At 41.6% G+C, this 14277-nt stretch carries 17 protein-coding genes; 9 read left to right on the top strand and 8 right to left on the bottom strand.

The genetic code is table 11. The features are described from left to right. The first annotated feature begins 62 nt into the window (after positions 1-62). Positions 63-656: a Crp/Fnr family transcriptional regulator gene (locus LC090_RS05025; RefSeq protein WP_226655830.1), complete on the top strand. Its 594-nt coding sequence runs from the start codon at positions 63-65 to the stop codon at positions 654-656. Here the strand turns inward: LC090_RS05025 and LC090_RS05020 are convergent. Next, complete coding sequence (locus tag LC090_RS05020; RefSeq protein ID WP_226655828.1) at positions 653-1366, bottom strand: DUF4386 domain-containing protein; 714 nt, start codon at positions 1364-1366, stop codon at positions 653-655. The genes LC090_RS05025 and LC090_RS05020 overlap by 4 nt on opposite strands. A 361-nt stretch (positions 1367-1727) precedes the next feature. On the opposite strand from LC090_RS05020, the gene LC090_RS05015 reads away from it, so the two are divergent. Further along, entirely contained in the window at positions 1728-2516 is a 789-nt protein-coding gene (locus LC090_RS05015; protein ID WP_226655826.1) for a carbonic anhydrase, read from the top strand. Between the two features lie 106 nt (positions 2517-2622). Here LC090_RS05015 and LC090_RS05010 read toward each other — a convergent pair whose 3' ends face one another. Continuing rightward, the gene (locus LC090_RS05010; RefSeq protein ID WP_224592567.1) at positions 2623-2931 is read right to left on the bottom strand and encodes a YggT family protein; all 309 of its coding nucleotides are present in this window, start codon (positions 2929-2931) and stop codon (positions 2623-2625) included. A 123-nt stretch (positions 2932-3054) separates the two neighbouring features. Here LC090_RS05010 and LC090_RS05005 point away from each other — a divergent pair, with 123 nt between their 5' ends. Continuing rightward, positions 3055-4047 carry a potassium channel family protein gene (locus tag LC090_RS05005; RefSeq protein ID WP_226655823.1) on the top strand — a complete coding sequence of 331 codons (993 nt, stop codon included), beginning with the start codon at positions 3055-3057 and terminating at the stop codon, positions 4045-4047. Here the strand turns inward: LC090_RS05005 and LC090_RS05000 are convergent. The 3 genes from LC090_RS05000 to LC090_RS04990 all read right to left on the bottom strand — a co-directional run bounded on the left by LC090_RS05000 (position 4038) and on the right by LC090_RS04990 (position 7508). Next, complete coding sequence (locus LC090_RS05000) at positions 4038-4448, bottom strand: YugN-like family protein (RefSeq protein WP_226655821.1); 411 nt, start codon at positions 4446-4448, stop codon at positions 4038-4040. The two genes, LC090_RS05005 and LC090_RS05000, sit on opposite strands and share 10 nt — an antisense overlap. 152 nt (positions 4449-4600) lie before the next feature. Beyond that, on the bottom strand, positions 4601-5962 hold the full coding sequence (locus LC090_RS04995; protein ID WP_226655819.1) for a glucose-6-phosphate isomerase: 1362 nt from the start codon (positions 5960-5962) through the stop codon (positions 4601-4603). Positions 5963-6344: 382 nt separating this feature from the next. Next, positions 6345-7508 carry an iron-containing alcohol dehydrogenase gene (locus LC090_RS04990; protein WP_226655817.1) on the bottom strand — a complete coding sequence of 388 codons (1164 nt, stop codon included), beginning with the start codon at positions 7506-7508 and terminating at the stop codon, positions 6345-6347. A gap of 167 nt (positions 7509-7675) precedes the next feature. Here LC090_RS04990 and LC090_RS04985 point away from each other — a divergent pair, with 167 nt between their 5' ends. After that, complete coding sequence (locus LC090_RS04985; protein ID WP_226655815.1) at positions 7676-7906, top strand: DUF378 domain-containing protein; 231 nt, start codon at positions 7676-7678, stop codon at positions 7904-7906. An 82-nt stretch (positions 7907-7988) separates the two neighbouring features. Here LC090_RS04985 and yugI read toward each other — a convergent pair whose 3' ends face one another. Next, positions 7989-8405, bottom strand: coding sequence for a S1 domain-containing post-transcriptional regulator GSP13 (gene yugI / locus LC090_RS04980; RefSeq protein WP_098444801.1), 417 nt, complete (start codon positions 8403-8405; stop codon positions 7989-7991). A 312-nt stretch (positions 8406-8717) separates the two neighbouring features. Here yugI and LC090_RS04975 point away from each other — a divergent pair, with 312 nt between their 5' ends. Together LC090_RS04975 and LC090_RS04970 are read left to right on the top strand one after the other, a co-directional pair. After that, positions 8718-10058, top strand: a complete 1341-nt coding sequence (locus LC090_RS04975; RefSeq protein WP_226655813.1) for a sodium-dependent transporter — start codon at positions 8718-8720, stop codon at positions 10056-10058. A gap of 204 nt (positions 10059-10262) precedes the next feature. Then, positions 10263-11093: an alpha/beta fold hydrolase gene (locus LC090_RS04970; RefSeq protein WP_226655811.1), complete on the top strand. Its 831-nt coding sequence runs from the start codon at positions 10263-10265 to the stop codon at positions 11091-11093. 17 nt (positions 11094-11110) lie between these two features. Here the strand turns inward: LC090_RS04970 and LC090_RS04965 are convergent, their stop codons facing one another. Then, positions 11111-11440, bottom strand: coding sequence for a hypothetical protein (locus LC090_RS04965; RefSeq protein WP_226655810.1), 330 nt, complete (start codon positions 11438-11440; stop codon positions 11111-11113). Positions 11441-11518: 78 nt separating this feature from the next. Beyond that, on the bottom strand, positions 11519-11695 hold the full coding sequence (locus tag LC090_RS04960) for a hypothetical protein (protein ID WP_226655809.1): 177 nt from the start codon (positions 11693-11695) through the stop codon (positions 11519-11521). Positions 11696-11837: 142 nt separating this feature from the next. On the opposite strand from LC090_RS04960, the gene LC090_RS04955 reads away from it, so the two are divergent. From LC090_RS04955 to LC090_RS04945, 3 genes are read left to right on the top strand one after another with little or no spacing between them, the layout of a single operon-like run. Beyond that, entirely contained in the window at positions 11838-12557 is a 720-nt protein-coding gene (locus tag LC090_RS04955) for a cell wall-active antibiotics response protein (RefSeq protein WP_226655808.1), read from the top strand. Positions 12558-12574: 17 nt separating this feature from the next. Then, entirely contained in the window at positions 12575-13603 is a 1029-nt protein-coding gene (locus tag LC090_RS04950; RefSeq protein ID WP_226655807.1) for a histidine kinase, read from the top strand. Between the two features lie 2 nt (positions 13604-13605). Beyond that, positions 13606-14247: a response regulator gene (locus LC090_RS04945; protein ID WP_226655805.1), complete on the top strand. Its 642-nt coding sequence runs from the start codon at positions 13606-13608 to the stop codon at positions 14245-14247. Positions 14248-14277 lie beyond the last annotated feature (30 nt).

Raw genomic sequence — 14277 nt, 5'->3', positions numbered from 1 at the left:
TGTCTCTGTTTTTATCATGCTATACTAAAGAATAATGAGAATTGGGAAGGGAGATGAATACGATGAAAGATGTCCTTATCCAGTATATGAAATGCTTCTCGGATCTAAGTGACTCCGAATTAAGAAAACTAACAATCGATATTCCTGTTGCTACGTTTAAAAAAGGAACGGTCCTTTTGCATCAAGGTGAAGTCCCCAGCAAATGCTATTTTGTGTTAAAAGGGTGCGTACGCCTTTATGGCGTCGATGAACATGGAAATGAGAATACGTTTAATTTCTTTACAGAAGAACAGAGTGTAACGATTTTTAATCAGCATACTCCTGACAAAATTTCTCCCTACTCTCTTAGCTGCTTGGAAGACTGCACGCTTATTGTTGGTGATTTATCGACTGAGCAGGAAGCTTACGACATGCACCCGGTGTTAGAAGAACTGACTCGCAAAATGATGGAAGAAGATCTGGGTGCGATGAGGGATGAATTCTCCTCCTTCATTTCTTCGACGCCAGAAGAACGCTATCAGAACTTAATGAAAAAAAGACCAGATTTAATTGATCGAGTCCCCCAGTATCAACTAGCAAGCTACCTGGGAATCAAACCAGAATCTCTAAGCCGGATTAAGAAACGGTCCATAGCTAACCTCAGGGTTGTTGATTAGTCCATCGTTACTTTTCTTCCTTTTACCAATAACCAGATCCCAAACCCTAATTCACCGATGACCATTGGAACCATAAGGATTAATTCTAATAGCCCAGTAATGTTTTCAAGTTGGGGAATAAATTGGTACATGAAATGGATAAGCGAGTAGCTGAAACCGGCTAGAACGACAAGAAAGCTGATCACTTTTGGTATTCTGGTTGTATTCCATGCTACCACGCCGACTGCGATCAAATGAAGTCCAAAAATGATTAATCCAAATGACCAAGTTGCTTCAAAAGCTGTGATGGCATCCATTACTTGCTGTGCAACACGATCCACTGATGTAGCTTCCACTGAATGTTGAACAATCGTGTTAGTTACTATCAGATGGGACACCGCAGTGGCTAGCATAACCGTATAAAGGAATCGAAGCCAGCTGGCTAATAATGCGTAACCAGCATGAAATGGCTTTAAGAATAAATAAAACCCCCATGACACAACTAAATCCATGATAACAATAATAAACCATCCAAGTACCTCAAGACGAAACAATGCTTGAGAGGCCTGGATGTTTTTTAATGTCGTTGCCGCATCCCCCTCAACGACTAATGAACTGTGGACATAACCCTGAGAAAAAAATGCAGCAATTGTCATGACAAGTAAGGCAACACCAGAAACGACAGCTGCTTTCTGCTGCATGTTTTGATTCGTTGTTCTCCCTAACCCCATATAAGAACCTCCTCGACTTTGATGTTAGATCTATTGTATTTTGTCTGAGGAAGACTTTCATTGACTTAAATCAAGGAAATTGCCCTTTTAGAAATTTAAGCATGAATTATGCTATTCGAGTGTGAGCTTGCATAAATCACTACACTTAAGGTCGCGACTCAACTTTTATAACATAGCTCTATCCTCCCAAGCCAATGGTGCTATTAAAAGGGTTAGCAAAGGAATTTGTGAAGATCTGTTTAGGTCGAAATCCTTTTGAACCATTCTAGGTGCTTTGAAATAATTGGAGAGCGGGCTTGTTGTGCTATGGTTTTTAAGGAGACAACAGGCTCGTAAAGAACTAAAGTAAGGTTGGTGATGGATGCAAATGTTGAAAAAGATTAATCCTGCCGGAGTTTTATCAATCGCCATGCTAATGGGGTGCTCCGCTGAAACGGAGAAAAAAATTGATGAAGATCAAACGGAAGACGTAACATGGTCATATGCAGGTGAAACAGGACCATCCAATTGGCATACGCTGCACTCTGAGTATGCGGCATGCGGTGAAGGAGAAAAACAGTCTCCAATCAACATTGACGTTTCTACTGTTGAACTGAACGATGATTTAGAAGCACTTGATCTCACGTACCAATCCACTCCATTTTCATTAGAAAACAACGGACACACTATTCAACTCACAGATCCAACTGGGGAAAACAGTCTTGAAGTACAAGGAGAAGAATACACTTTACAACAACTTCATTTCCATACCCCAAGTGAAAATTCATTGAACGGTAACCATTTTGAAATGGAAGGTCACCTTGTTCATCAAAATGAAGCGGGTGAACTGGCTGTTCTCGCTTTTCTAATTGAAGAAGGTAAAAATAATTCAGTCTTAGCTGAAGCCTTTTCTAGCATTCCATCAGGAAACAATAAAGAAGAGCTTTCCAGCAATATAAAGCTGGACTTGTTATTGCCAGAAGATATGTCAACTTTTCGTTACAGCGGTTCCTTAACAACCCCACCTTGTTCAGAAGGTGTTCGTTGGGTCGTTCTCGAAGAGCCAATCCAGCTATCGGAGCAGCAGATTGAGGCCTTCTCTGAACATTTTCCTCATGGAAATGCAAGAGAGCCCCAACCATTAAATGAAAGAGAAGTGTATGTAAAATAGATAGCCTAAAAATAGCCCTCTTGTTGGATAAAAGAGGGTTTCTTCGTGTCCTATAAACAACGTCCAAACAACAAAAGAAACGCTGTCCCCCAGCGTTTCTCCTCTCTTACCTTCTCTCTCGGCTCGTTAATCCCATCGCCACAAAGCGTACGATCAATGATGCCACAATACTATACACGACAAGGGCAAACACTGCAGAAAATTCTACAACATAGCCACCGGCGAATTCCGTCGTTGGAAAGATATTTCGAAATGGATATAATAATGGCGCTGAAAAGTCATAGATCCACTGCACAAATGGTGCACCTGGATTTGCGCTGAATAGTTTCAGCAATATGCGAATTCCGAGAATCGCTTCGATGATGCCGAAGATCAGGCGTACGAGCGAGACGAGGAATGAGGATAATGCTCTCATGTTTCTTCACCCTTTTTTAAACTGACATATCCTTTCTTTACCCTGTTGCGATTGATCACACACGTGTCGTTTTTTTCCAGTGATTGATGGGCATAATGGATGGAGAGAAAGGAGCGTTTTGTTTTGAGAATACGTGACTTAGTTTATTATATATCGCGCTACCCCCCTGTATTACAACTCGGTGCTCTGATTGTGTTAATCCTTATTGCGATGGGCTTTGTCATGCATCTGGTCGAACCGAAAATGTTTCCAAGCGTATTTGATGGCGTTTGGTTTGCGATTGTAACGGCTTCAACCATTGGGTATGGAGACACGTCACCTGAGACGATAAGAGGAAAATCCGTTGCGATGGTATTTATTATGTTTGGCGCTGGATTTATGACATTTTATATGGCGAAGCTTGCCTCTTCTTTTGTGATGACACAGGGAGCGCTTGGGCGCGGAGAGCGCAGCTACGAACGAGCCAATCACGTCGTTGTTGTTGGGTGGAATTCGCGGAGTAGGCATACGATCAAGGCGCTTTTATCCAATCAGCCGGAGCGATCCATTGTCCTCATTGATCATTCGCTGACGGAAAACCCTCTACAAAAAGAAGGCATTCATTTTATTCGAGGTAATCCTGGTGAAGACAGCACATTGCGAAAGGCAAAGGTTAGTGATGCTCATACCGTTTTGATAACGGCGGATCAGTATAAAAGTGAAATGGAAGTAGATATGCAGACGATCCTTACGCTACTCACTGTAAAAGGAATCAATCCTTCCGTATATACAATCGTTGAGATTCTATCACCTGAGCAAATTGTGAATGCAGAGCGTGCGGGTGCGGATGAAATTATTGAAAGTGCTCACCTTCTAAGCACCGTCATGACGAATAGCGTCTTTTCACACGGAATCTCAACCACATTGCTTGAAATGTTGACGCATTTAAAGCCAAACCAGCTTGGTTTTATGCGTGCAGAAGCATTCAGTGAGAATTCTTTTTGTGATGTGGCTCAGCAATTAAATGAAAAGGATATTCTGATGATTGGCGTAAAAAGAGGAAGTGATCTTGTCATGAATCCCTCCCCTTCGTTTCTTATTGAGTCAGATGATCTTTTACTTGTGATTCACACGTAAGGCGAGAGTGCTGCGTCAAGCTCTTTCACGTAACGCTCTCCGTATTTCATCCACTTTTCGTCAATATCAGCATCTTTATCAGATGGCTCTTGAAACTGGTTAAACGATGCAGAGATATTCCCAATATTGCCTTCAGGATCCACTCCTGCCTGGTACATATGTGAGAGCATGAACGGCTGGCCGATTTCTACGATTGCGCCATCCGCATCAAGCTCTTTTTTCACGGCTTTAATCGGTACTCGTAGGAAAAGATAGCCGTCTTCGTCATCGATTTTGTAATCAAAATAGCCGTGATCATATTCCCATCCGCCACCATAGCTATAGCCTAGTTGACGGAGCTTGTCTTCCATAATACTAAGTTCAATCGTTTTTCCTTTGAGCACGGAATCCATTGGAATCATAGGTGCTTCCTCCCTGTTTACGTAGTCTACGCTTATCGTGTCCAAACAGAGGAATTTCATGATAAAAAAGCGTAAGCTGCTAAAGCTTGTGACTAGCGGGTAAAGGCTGAGACTAAAAAAAAGAGAGCGCCTCGGCGCTCTCTCTGTTTCATCTATTCGTTTGTCTTAAGGCGATCTTCAAGCTCTGCTTTTTCTTTTTCGAATCCTGGTTTACCAAGAAGCGCAAACATGTTTGTCTTGTAAGCTTCTACTCCTGGCTGATCGAATGGATTCACGCCAAGTAGGTAACCCGAAACCGCACATGCTTTTTCAAAGAAGTAAGCAAGGTAACCGAAGTGGTAAGGCGTCATTTCTGGGATGTTCACGATTAAGTTCGGAACGTCACCATCTGTATGAGCAAGCATTGTCCCTTCGAATGCTTTCTGGTTAACAAAGTCCATTGTTTCACCAGCAAGGTAGTTTAGCTTGTCGAGGTTTTTGTCGTCTTCTTCGATTGTGATCTCGTGACGCGCTTTCTCAACATTCAATACCGTTTCAAACATGCTACGACGGCCTTCTTGAACGTATTGTCCCATTGAGTGAAGGTCAGTTGAGAAGTCGACTGATGCAGGGTAAAGACCTTTGTTGTCTTTTCCTTCACTTTCGCCAAAGAGTTGCTTCCACCATTCAGAGAAATAGTGTAGAGATGGCTCATAGTTCACAAGAAGTTCGATGTTCTTGCCTTTGTTGTAAAGAGCATTACGAACCGCTGCATACTGATAAGCTTCGTTTGAAGCGATGTCAGATGTATTCAGGTCATCTTGCGCGTCCTGAGCACCTTTCATCATTTCTTCGATCGAGATTCCGCTTGCTGCGATTGGAAGAAGTCCAACAGCCGTAAGAACAGAATAACGTCCACCAACATCATCAGGAATTACGAAGCTTTCGTAACCTTCTTCGTCAGCAAGTGTCTTAAGCGCACCTTTTGACTTGTCAGTTGTTGCATAGATGCGACGACGTGCTTCTTCTACGCCGTATTTCTCTTCAAGAAACTTACGGAAAATACGGAATGCGATGGCAGGCTCTGTTGTTGTACCTGACTTAGAAATCACGTTAACGGAAACGTCTTTTCCTTCAAGTACGCTGAAGAGATCCTTCACGTAAGTTGAGCTAATGTTGTTTCCTACGAAGAAAACTTGTGGTGTTTTGCGCTCTTCTTTTGTTAGTACGTTATAGAAAGAATGGTTTAGCATTTCGATCGCTGCACGAGCGCCTAAATAAGAACCACCGATCCCAACAACAAGAAGTACGTCAGAATCTGATTTAATTTTCTCAGCTGATTTCTGAATGCGTGAGAATTCTTCTTTATCATAATCATGCGGAAGCGTTAGCCAGCCAAGAAAATCGTTACCAGCTCCTGTTCCATTATGTAGCGCTTCGTGTGCAGCCTTCACTGCATCCGCCATGTATGTTACTTCATGTTCGCCAACAAACGACAATGCTTTTGAATAATCAAAACTTACTTTCGAAGTCATAGTTAGCCTCCAATTATCATTTTTTGTTCAGTACCCACATTTTACTTTAGCCCAAGACCTAGTCGAAATCAAGAACGCCGATCCATGTAAGCGATTACCTGAGAAGATTTCTTTTTAAAGTTACATATGCTCTTTAGAACTTGAACTTATATTTCTCTTGGGGCAACAAAGTGAAACGCTCGATTTTTAGCTCATTCGATTGAAACCAGAGTTTCAATCGCCTTTCAGCGAAGCTGAAAGGTCGCAATGTGTGAGAGGGCGGTGAACAAATTCATTTGTTCTAACCCCCCTCTCACACATTGCGAAAATGAGTTAAAAATCATCCCCATTAAAAACCAAACAAAAAGAACCGCTCCAATACGGAACGGTCCTATCTTTCATCTTATAGAGAAGCTTTCAAAATCGCCATCACGTCGTCGCGCTCAAGAGACTTGAAATTACCGAACGGCCCATTTGCCATCGCACGGTCAGCAATCAAATCAAGCTGGCTATCGTCAATATCGTAATCAGCAAGACGGTTTGGTGCACCAAGGCTGCTCCAGAACGCGCTGAGCTTGTCGATTCCTTCAAGAGCGATATCGCGATCAGATTTACCTTCTTCGCTTACGCCAAGAACTTTGACAGCAAGACGCTTGAACTTATCAACGTCCACGTCAAGGTTGTGTTTCATCAAGTTCGGGAAGAGAATCGCCAAACCACCAGCGTGTGGAATATCATATACAGCTGATACCGCGTGCTCGATGTTATGAGAAGCCCAGTCACCGCGAACACCCATCTGTAGTGATTGGTTAAGCGCTACTGTACCACTCAACATGATGGTTGCACGGTGGTCGTAGTTCTGCATATCTTCAATTAGTTTTGGAGCAGTATTCATCACTGTTTCAAGTACAGAGAACTGCATGTTTTCTTGTAGTTCTGTATTTGTTTCAGGGTGAAGGTATTGCTCAAGTACGTGAGACATCATATCCACCATGCCGTAAACAGTATGGTTTTTTGGCACTGTGTACGTGTTCTCAGGATCTAGAATAGAGAATTTCGGGTGAACTAGAGGATGTCCCCAACCGTACTTCTCTTGTGTTTCCCAGTTTGTGATAACAGAACCAGGGTTCATTTCTGAACCAGTTGCTGCTAGCGTTAGAACTGTACCGAATGGAAGAGCTGCTTCAGGGAATGCTTTCTTCGTCACGAAGTCCCAAGCATCTCCATCATATTTAGCTCCAGCAGAAATCGCTTTTGTGCAGTCAATCACACTACCGCCACCTACTGCTAGAATGAAATCAATATCGTTTTCTTTACAAATGTTAACACCTTTATGAACAGTTGTGAGGCGCGGGTTTGGTTCAACGCCGCTAAGTTCAAATACTTCAGCACCGATTTCGTTTAATGTGTTCATTACGCTATCGTAAACACCATTTTTCTTGATGCTTCCTCCGCCATAAACAACGAGGACTCTTTTTCCGTATTGTGGAACTTCTGTTTTGAGCGCTTCAAGCTGCCCTTTACCGAAGATCAATTTTGTTGGATTTTGGAAAGTAAAATTATTCAATGGTATGTCCTCCTTTATTTCAAATCAGGTTTATTATGCCTCATCCCATATTAAAAATAAAGCAATCTGCTTAAAGGAAGGATGTGGTGATTCAATGTATAATGTGACAGAATTTATCTCATCTTATAAATGAATCATTATGTTTTCTAATAAAAGGAGGGTGTCTTTTGAGCACACTACAACGCGTCGCACTTGCATTCGTTATCATCGGAGCGATCAATTGGGGACTCATTGGATTTTTCCAATTTGACCTAGTAGCGGCTATTTTCGGAGGGCAAAATGCGGCACTTGCTCGAATCGTTTATGGCCTTGTCGGGTTAAGTGGACTATATTGCCTAACATTACTTTTCAAGCCGACCGAAGAGCTTTCACATGATCCAGATCGCGCAACGACATAGAGCTAAATTCATTGAATTTCACATTTTCCTTTCTAAGCGAAAAAAAGAAGGCAGCCCTCTGGCTGCCTTCTTTCGTCATCACTTACTTCTTAAGGCGCTTGTTCAATTGAGCTTGACGGTCGTTAGACTCTTTCAACCAGTCTTTAAGCTTATCTTCAAGCGTGTTGAAGCCTTGTGGAGAAGAAGTTTGTTGTGGTTTCTTGTTTCCGCCGCTTGGTGCTGCTGGGCGAGGCTTTCTTTCCGGACGCTCAGGTTTAGGTTGAGTAGCACGGATTGAAAGAGAGATTTTACCGGAACCTTCTTCAATGTTAAGGATTTTGACCTTAACTTCGTCTCCTACAGTAAGTTGATCTTCGATATTTTTTACGTACCCGTGAGAAATTTCAGAGATGTGAACTAGACCTTGCTTTTGGTCGTCAATTGCAACGAAAGCACCAAAAGGCTTAATTCCAGTTACCTTCCCTTCTACGATATCACCGACGTTATATTGCTCTGCCATGAAAACACTCCTAACAAATTTTTTCAACTTAACTAGTATAACATAGATGTCGAATCTAGACAAAACATCATACTGGCCTTTTCTAAGAATTCTACCCTTCTATTGAAGGAATAGCAAGACATGAAACCATTATAAAGCATTTATTTTCAAAATAAAACGAAGAGAGTTAATGACCGACACATCAGTAGTACCAACGCTTCTAGCATGTGGTAAATAAATACATGAATATTTGATATTGACTGAATTCTTTCCGCTCGCTATAGTGATAAAATGCCATTCAATTGGACTTACTATATTGTATGAGGTGACAAGATGAAATCAAATGATCAATGGTCGTCAAGATTCGGGTTTATTCTGGCTTCAGCTGGGTCAGCGATCGGGCTTGGTGCACTGTGGAAATTTCCATATATGGCAGGTACAAACGGTGGGGCAGCGTTTTTCCTCGTTTTTCTTCTTTTCACCGTTTTAGTTGGTGCGCCGATGCTGCTAGCTGAATTTGTTGTCGGTCGACATTCTCAACAAAATGCAGTTGCTTCCTATAAAACCATTTCGGGAAAAGATCAGTGGAAATGGCTCGGCTACCTTGGCGTAATCGCATCCTTTATCATTCTTTCCTTCTATAGTGTTATTGGAGGATGGGTCATTACGTACTTAGGGAGAAGCTTATCTGGATCGCTTACTGGCCTACCAAATAGCCGTTATGAAAAGCTATTTGGCGAAATAATCGGTAGTCCTTCGACAGCCCTTCTGACACAAGCACTTTTCTTAGCGATCACTGTAGCTATTGTGCAGTTCGGAATTCAAAAAGGAATCGAAACAGCAAGTCGCTATATGATGCCAGCACTTTTTATTCTTTTTCTTGTGCTTGTTGTTCGCTCGCTCTCGCTTGATGGCGCGATGGAAGGTGTTGCCTTCTTCCTACAACCTGACTTTTCGATGCTGTCTGCTGAAGGTGTGTTAGATGCCCTTGGGCAATCTTTCTTTGCGCTCAGTGTCGGTATTTCATTGATGGTGACGTACAGCTCTTATCTAGATAAAAAAGCGGACCTCACCGGATCAGTTGTTTCCGTCGTTAGCTTAAACGTGCTTATTTCGTTTCTAGCTGGTCTTGCGATCTTCCCTGCTGTCTTTGCATTTGGCTTTGAGCCGACAGAAGGTCCAGGATTGATTTTCACCGTTCTTCCTGCGGTGTTTAACCAAATGGCGTTTGGTGGATTGTTTTTCACTGTTTTCCTAGCGCTTTTGCTATTTGCAACATTAACCTCTGCTTTTTCTTTAATGGAAATCATCGTTTCGACAGTGACGCAAGGGGAAGGAAAGCGTAAAAAAGTTTCATGGATTGCAGGCTTATGCGTGTTCTTGCTCGGGATTCCCTCCGCCCTGTCATTTGGGGTACTTGGAGACATTTCCGTTTTTGGGAGAACGATTTTTGATACGATGGACTTTCTGGCAAGTAACTTATTAATGCCGATTGGCGCCCTCCTCATTTCTGTCTTTGTTTCGCGTAAAATGAAGCGAGCGATCTTAGCGGATGAAGTGATGATGTCTTCAAAAATAGGACGTGTGATCTTCCCAATCTGGTATGGTCTCATTCGTTATTTTGTCCCAGCAGCCATTACAATCGTGCTCATTACATCCCTACTTTCTTATTAATTTAAAAAAAGACGTATATTTTTCATCTCACCTGGGAATAACAGAAGTAGTAAGCTATCTATATTCCCCCTTTTGATAGACGAGGCCAATGCCTCGTCTCTTTTTTTGTCTTCAGAACGTTCTTCTCTCCTACATCAAGCAGGATAAACTTCGTATAAGTAAGCCAAACTTTAAATAGCGATTGCAGGAGAGGAGCTGAAAAGTTTGTTTGAAACGAAGAAAGAAAAAGTGGAAATCGACAAGGTTACATTGTCTTATGAGTATTACAAACATCCAAACCCACACGTGAAGACGCTCGTCTTTATACACGGTTTTCTTTCATCTTCTTATAGCTTCCGAAAGCTTTTCCCTCTTCTTCATGATCAATACAGCCTGTTAAGTTTTGATTTACCCGGGTTTGGCGAGAGTGAAAAGAGCTGTGATATTCATTATTCACTACACGAGTATGCCGCCCTTACAAATCGCCTGCTTGAAAAAATGCAGATTGCGAAAGCCGTCCTGATTGGTCATTCAATGGGTGGGCAAATCGCCCTACGTACGTGCATTCAACATCCAGAACGAATTGAGAAACTGATTCTTTTATGTAGCTCGAGTTATATTAAATCCTCTTCATTAGGATTGAGAGTTTGTTCGTATCTCCCTTTTTTTCCCTACTGCCTTAACTTATCAATGAGCGCGATTAATTTACGAAAAAATTTCGAACATCTTGTTTATGACCGAAAACTTCTGACGCAACAAGTGATTGATGGGTATACTGCCAGCTTTAATGAAAAAGGCTTTTTCCTAGCGCTTTGCCGCCTCATTCGAGATCGTGAGGAAGATTTGGCTACTAAGACGCTAAATAAAATTAATTTCCCCACTTTACTAATTTGGGGAAGCGATGATCGCCTTGTTCCCCTCCGGGTGGGAGAGCGTATGAAAAAAGACCTGCCTGATGCAGATCTGCTTGTTTTCTCTCATACCGGTCATTTAATACCAGAAGAGAGACCGCTCGAAACGTCGAATGCTATTCGAGACTTCCTTCAACATAAATAACGGTCCCCCGGGGACCGTTATTTATGTGCAACTAATTGCGGTTCTTCTTTTAATAAGATACTTAAGAATCCGGAGGTTACGAGAAAAGCAGCTGGTATAATATAAAAAATCGACAAAAATATGATTCCGCCTGCTGCAGAAACAAGCAAACTGAATCCTCCAATAATCGGTCTTGTTTTCACAAAATAACAGCCTAGTACGGCAAATGCGGGAAAAATAAAAGCAGTTAAAAACGAAATATCTTTGACTTGAATTAGAGGTATCACATTAAACCTTGAGAGCACTGCTGCGATAATGCCAAGCACACATCCTGCAACGGCCAGTTTAAACATGCGTTTTTGTTTCATTTTATTCCCTCTCTCATAATAAACCTTACTCTTCTTAAATCTATTCGTGTTAAAAGCGCTTCATCCTTCTCTTATTCTTTACTTTCCACTAATCGCTTCCATTTTAACATGAAATTTCAGTCTTAAGTCGGAGTAAACTTCAATCGTAAGCAACTCCCAGAACCCTTTATCTTGCTTTACACTATTATTAAGCGGTGCAGGTTGCCAATATCGTAACAGTGTTTCATGATTGAAACTAGTATCAAAAGAGACCATTCTATCTTATCCTTACCTGATAAGGATAAATTTTCTATTAAATGGTCATAGAAAGAGACTTATTCAGGAATATAGCAGGAAATAAACTTACTACTGTCAAATATGTTCATTCATAGGAGACAGAAGGAATTGGGGAGATCACATGAAACGAATTCAAACAGGACGATTCCTCGCAGCAACTTTCTTTGTTGGTCTGGGAATTTTTCTTCTTCTTATAAATCTCGGCATTATTTCCATGGAAATGACGGAAGCCATTGTCTTTTTTTATCCTTTTTTGTTGCTTCTGCTCGGAGGAAAATATCTTTTGGAAGCATTGATGCCTTCTATGAAACGAAAAAAATGGACAACGGGTACCCTGTTATTCATTATTGGTCTTCTTCTCGTGCTGGATCGTTTCAAGGTCATTGAGTTTAGTTTATGGAGCATCTGGAAACTGTGGCCACTCATATTTGTGTTGATTGGCTTTAAAATACTGGGACAGTTTCGTAAGAGTCAGGGGTTTAGTCTTGTCAGGGACCATTCATACAATAAACCGAATTGGGAAGTTCGCTCGATGAATGATTGGAGCTTCGTATGCGATTACGACTTTGATTTTTCAACGACGCTCATTCCAGAAGAAGAAGTCGTCATTAATCTATCCGGCTTTGTCGGTGACATTAATGTCATTCTTCCAGAAGATCTTCCCTTTCGAATCGACGGCAGCGCCCACGTACTATCTGCAACAATCGATAAACACAATCAAGATAACGTTGGGAAGGGACACGCCATCACATATGAAACAGACGATTTTAACGATGCTCTTCAGCGCATCGTATTTTATCTAGACTTTTCCGTGCTTGATTTACGAGTCGATCGGATTTAGAGGAAGGTGCAATCAATGTGAACAAATCCACTTTGCGATGGAAATTACTGAAGTCGATTCTTTTTACAGCTCTTTTTACAGGAATTCTTTATTTCCTCTTTATACAAATAAGTTTATTTCTTCAACCCGGGTTTGTATCGCTCTGGTTTAGCTTACTTTCTCCCCTCTTCGTCATGTTGCTCGTGATTGTATTGGGAAGTTACTTTAGCTACAAAGATACGCTCTCCATCCGAACCCGTCTTGAAGACATTTCCACGCAGATCATCACACTATCGAGAGGAAGATTTACTGAAAAAATGACGTTCACCGAAGAGGATGAAATTGGACGAATCAGCTTCGAGTTAAATGAACTAGCTGACAAACTTCAGAAGCAGGTCACGTCTCTTCAAAATTTGGCGAATCAGAAAGCTGATTTAGCCGAAAAAGCGAGAAGTGCGGCTATTATTGAGGAGCGCCAGCGATTAGCCAGAGATCTGCATGATGCTGTCAGTCAACAGCTTTTTGCGTTAAATATGATGGCTTCCGCATCTATAAAAATGTTAGATCGTGATAGTGACACGGCCAAATCCCAGATGCTTGATGTAGCAGACCTTGCCAGTAAAGCTCAAGTGGAAATGCGAGCGCTCCTTCTTCACCTCCGCCCGATTCATTTATCAGAAGATTCTCTCTGTGAGGGTATTAAAAAGCTCGTGGAAGAACTTGAAAAGAAATCAGGCGTAACTTTCTACTTAGCACTTGATGAATTACCGGAACTTCCTGGAGGAATTGAAGAAAACTTATTTCGCATTGTACAAGAAAGTCTTGGGAATGCGTTACGTCATGCCGAAGCTTCTGAAATTCGAATTACAGTGAAGCTTAAGAAAAAGCAGTTTTTATTACATATAAAAGATAATGGAAAAGGATTTGAGATGAACCCAAATAAAAAAGGCGCATACGGTCTCGATTCGATGCAGGAGCGTAGCGATGAAATCGGCGGTCAGTTTCGTGTCTCATCGCGACCAGATGAGGGAACATTAGTCGAAGTCCGCGTGCCAGTGGAGGGGTAACGATGGCAAATGAAATTAAAATGATGATTGTAGACGACCATGATATGGTGCGAAAAGGGTTAAAAGCTTACCTATTAACGGAACCCGACTTTCAAATTATTGGTGAAAGCGCGAATGGAAAGGAAGCCGTGTCCTTAGCGAACCAGCTTCATCCTGATGTGATTTTAATGGATCTCATTATGCCGGAAATGACAGGGATTGAAGCGACAAAAGAAATCATGACCACTCTTCCAAAAACAAAGATTATTATCATAACGAGCTTCTACGATGACGAACAGATTTTTCCAGCTATTGAAGCAGGCGCATTTAGCTACTTACTCAAAACAGCCTCAGCCGATGAAATTATCGAAACGATACGAAAAGCCATTCAAGATGAGAGCGTCATTGAACAAAAAGTCGCTCAAAAAATGATGAACCAACTGCGGTCAAAACAAAAAAAACCCCTACATGAAGAATTAACAAAAAGAGAAAAAGAAGTGCTTCTTTTGATTGGAGAAGGAAAAACGAATAGTCAAATTGCCGAAGAATTGTTTATCGGGTTAAAAACGGTCAAAACGCATGTAAGCAACATTCTTGGAAAACTTGACGTTCACGATCGTACCCAGGCCGCTGTATATGCGATAAGAAATGGAATGGTGCGCTGAATCCCTTCTCGTGTTGACACCTCTTTGATT

It is taken from the genome of Guptibacillus hwajinpoensis, from assembly GCF_020524165.1.
In the GTDB taxonomy this organism is placed as follows: domain Bacteria; phylum Bacillota; class Bacilli; order Bacillales; family Guptibacillaceae; genus Guptibacillus; species Guptibacillus hwajinpoensis_D.
Note: the sequence above shows the minus strand (reverse complement) of the source record. Positions and strands in the feature narration are given on the sequence as shown.

Excerpts from the sequence above, each read along its gene's own strand:
- LC090_RS05015 (WP_226655826.1), top strand. The coding sequence starts at position 1,728 with ATGCAAATGTTGAAAAAGATTAATCCTGCCGGAGTTTTATCAATCGCC.
- LC090_RS05010 (WP_224592567.1), bottom strand. The coding sequence starts at position 2,931 with ATGAGAGCATTATCCTCATTCCTCGTCTCGCTCGTACGCCTGATCTTC.
- LC090_RS04960 (WP_226655809.1), bottom strand. The coding sequence starts at position 11,695 with ATGGTCTCTTTTGATACTAGTTTCAATCATGAAACACTGTTACGATAT.
- LC090_RS04965 (WP_226655810.1), bottom strand. The coding sequence starts at position 11,440 with ATGAAACAAAAACGCATGTTTAAACTGGCCGTTGCAGGATGTGTGCTT.
- LC090_RS05020 (WP_226655828.1), bottom strand. The coding sequence starts at position 1,366 with ATGGGGTTAGGGAGAACAACGAATCAAAACATGCAGCAGAAAGCAGCT.
- LC090_RS04995 (WP_226655819.1), bottom strand. The coding sequence starts at position 5,962 with ATGACTTCGAAAGTAAGTTTTGATTATTCAAAAGCATTGTCGTTTGTT.
- LC090_RS05000 (WP_226655821.1), bottom strand. The coding sequence starts at position 4,448 with ATGATTCCAATGGATTCCGTGCTCAAAGGAAAAACGATTGAACTTAGT.
- LC090_RS05025 (WP_226655830.1), top strand. The coding sequence starts at position 63 with ATGAAAGATGTCCTTATCCAGTATATGAAATGCTTCTCGGATCTAAGT.
- LC090_RS04955 (WP_226655808.1), top strand. The coding sequence starts at position 11,838 with ATGAAACGAATTCAAACAGGACGATTCCTCGCAGCAACTTTCTTTGTT.
- LC090_RS04945 (WP_226655805.1), top strand. The coding sequence starts at position 13,606 with ATGGCAAATGAAATTAAAATGATGATTGTAGACGACCATGATATGGTG.
- yugI (WP_098444801.1), bottom strand. The coding sequence starts at position 8,405 with ATGGCAGAGCAATATAACGTCGGTGATATCGTAGAAGGGAAGGTAACT.
- LC090_RS04975 (WP_226655813.1), top strand. The coding sequence starts at position 8,718 with ATGAAATCAAATGATCAATGGTCGTCAAGATTCGGGTTTATTCTGGCT.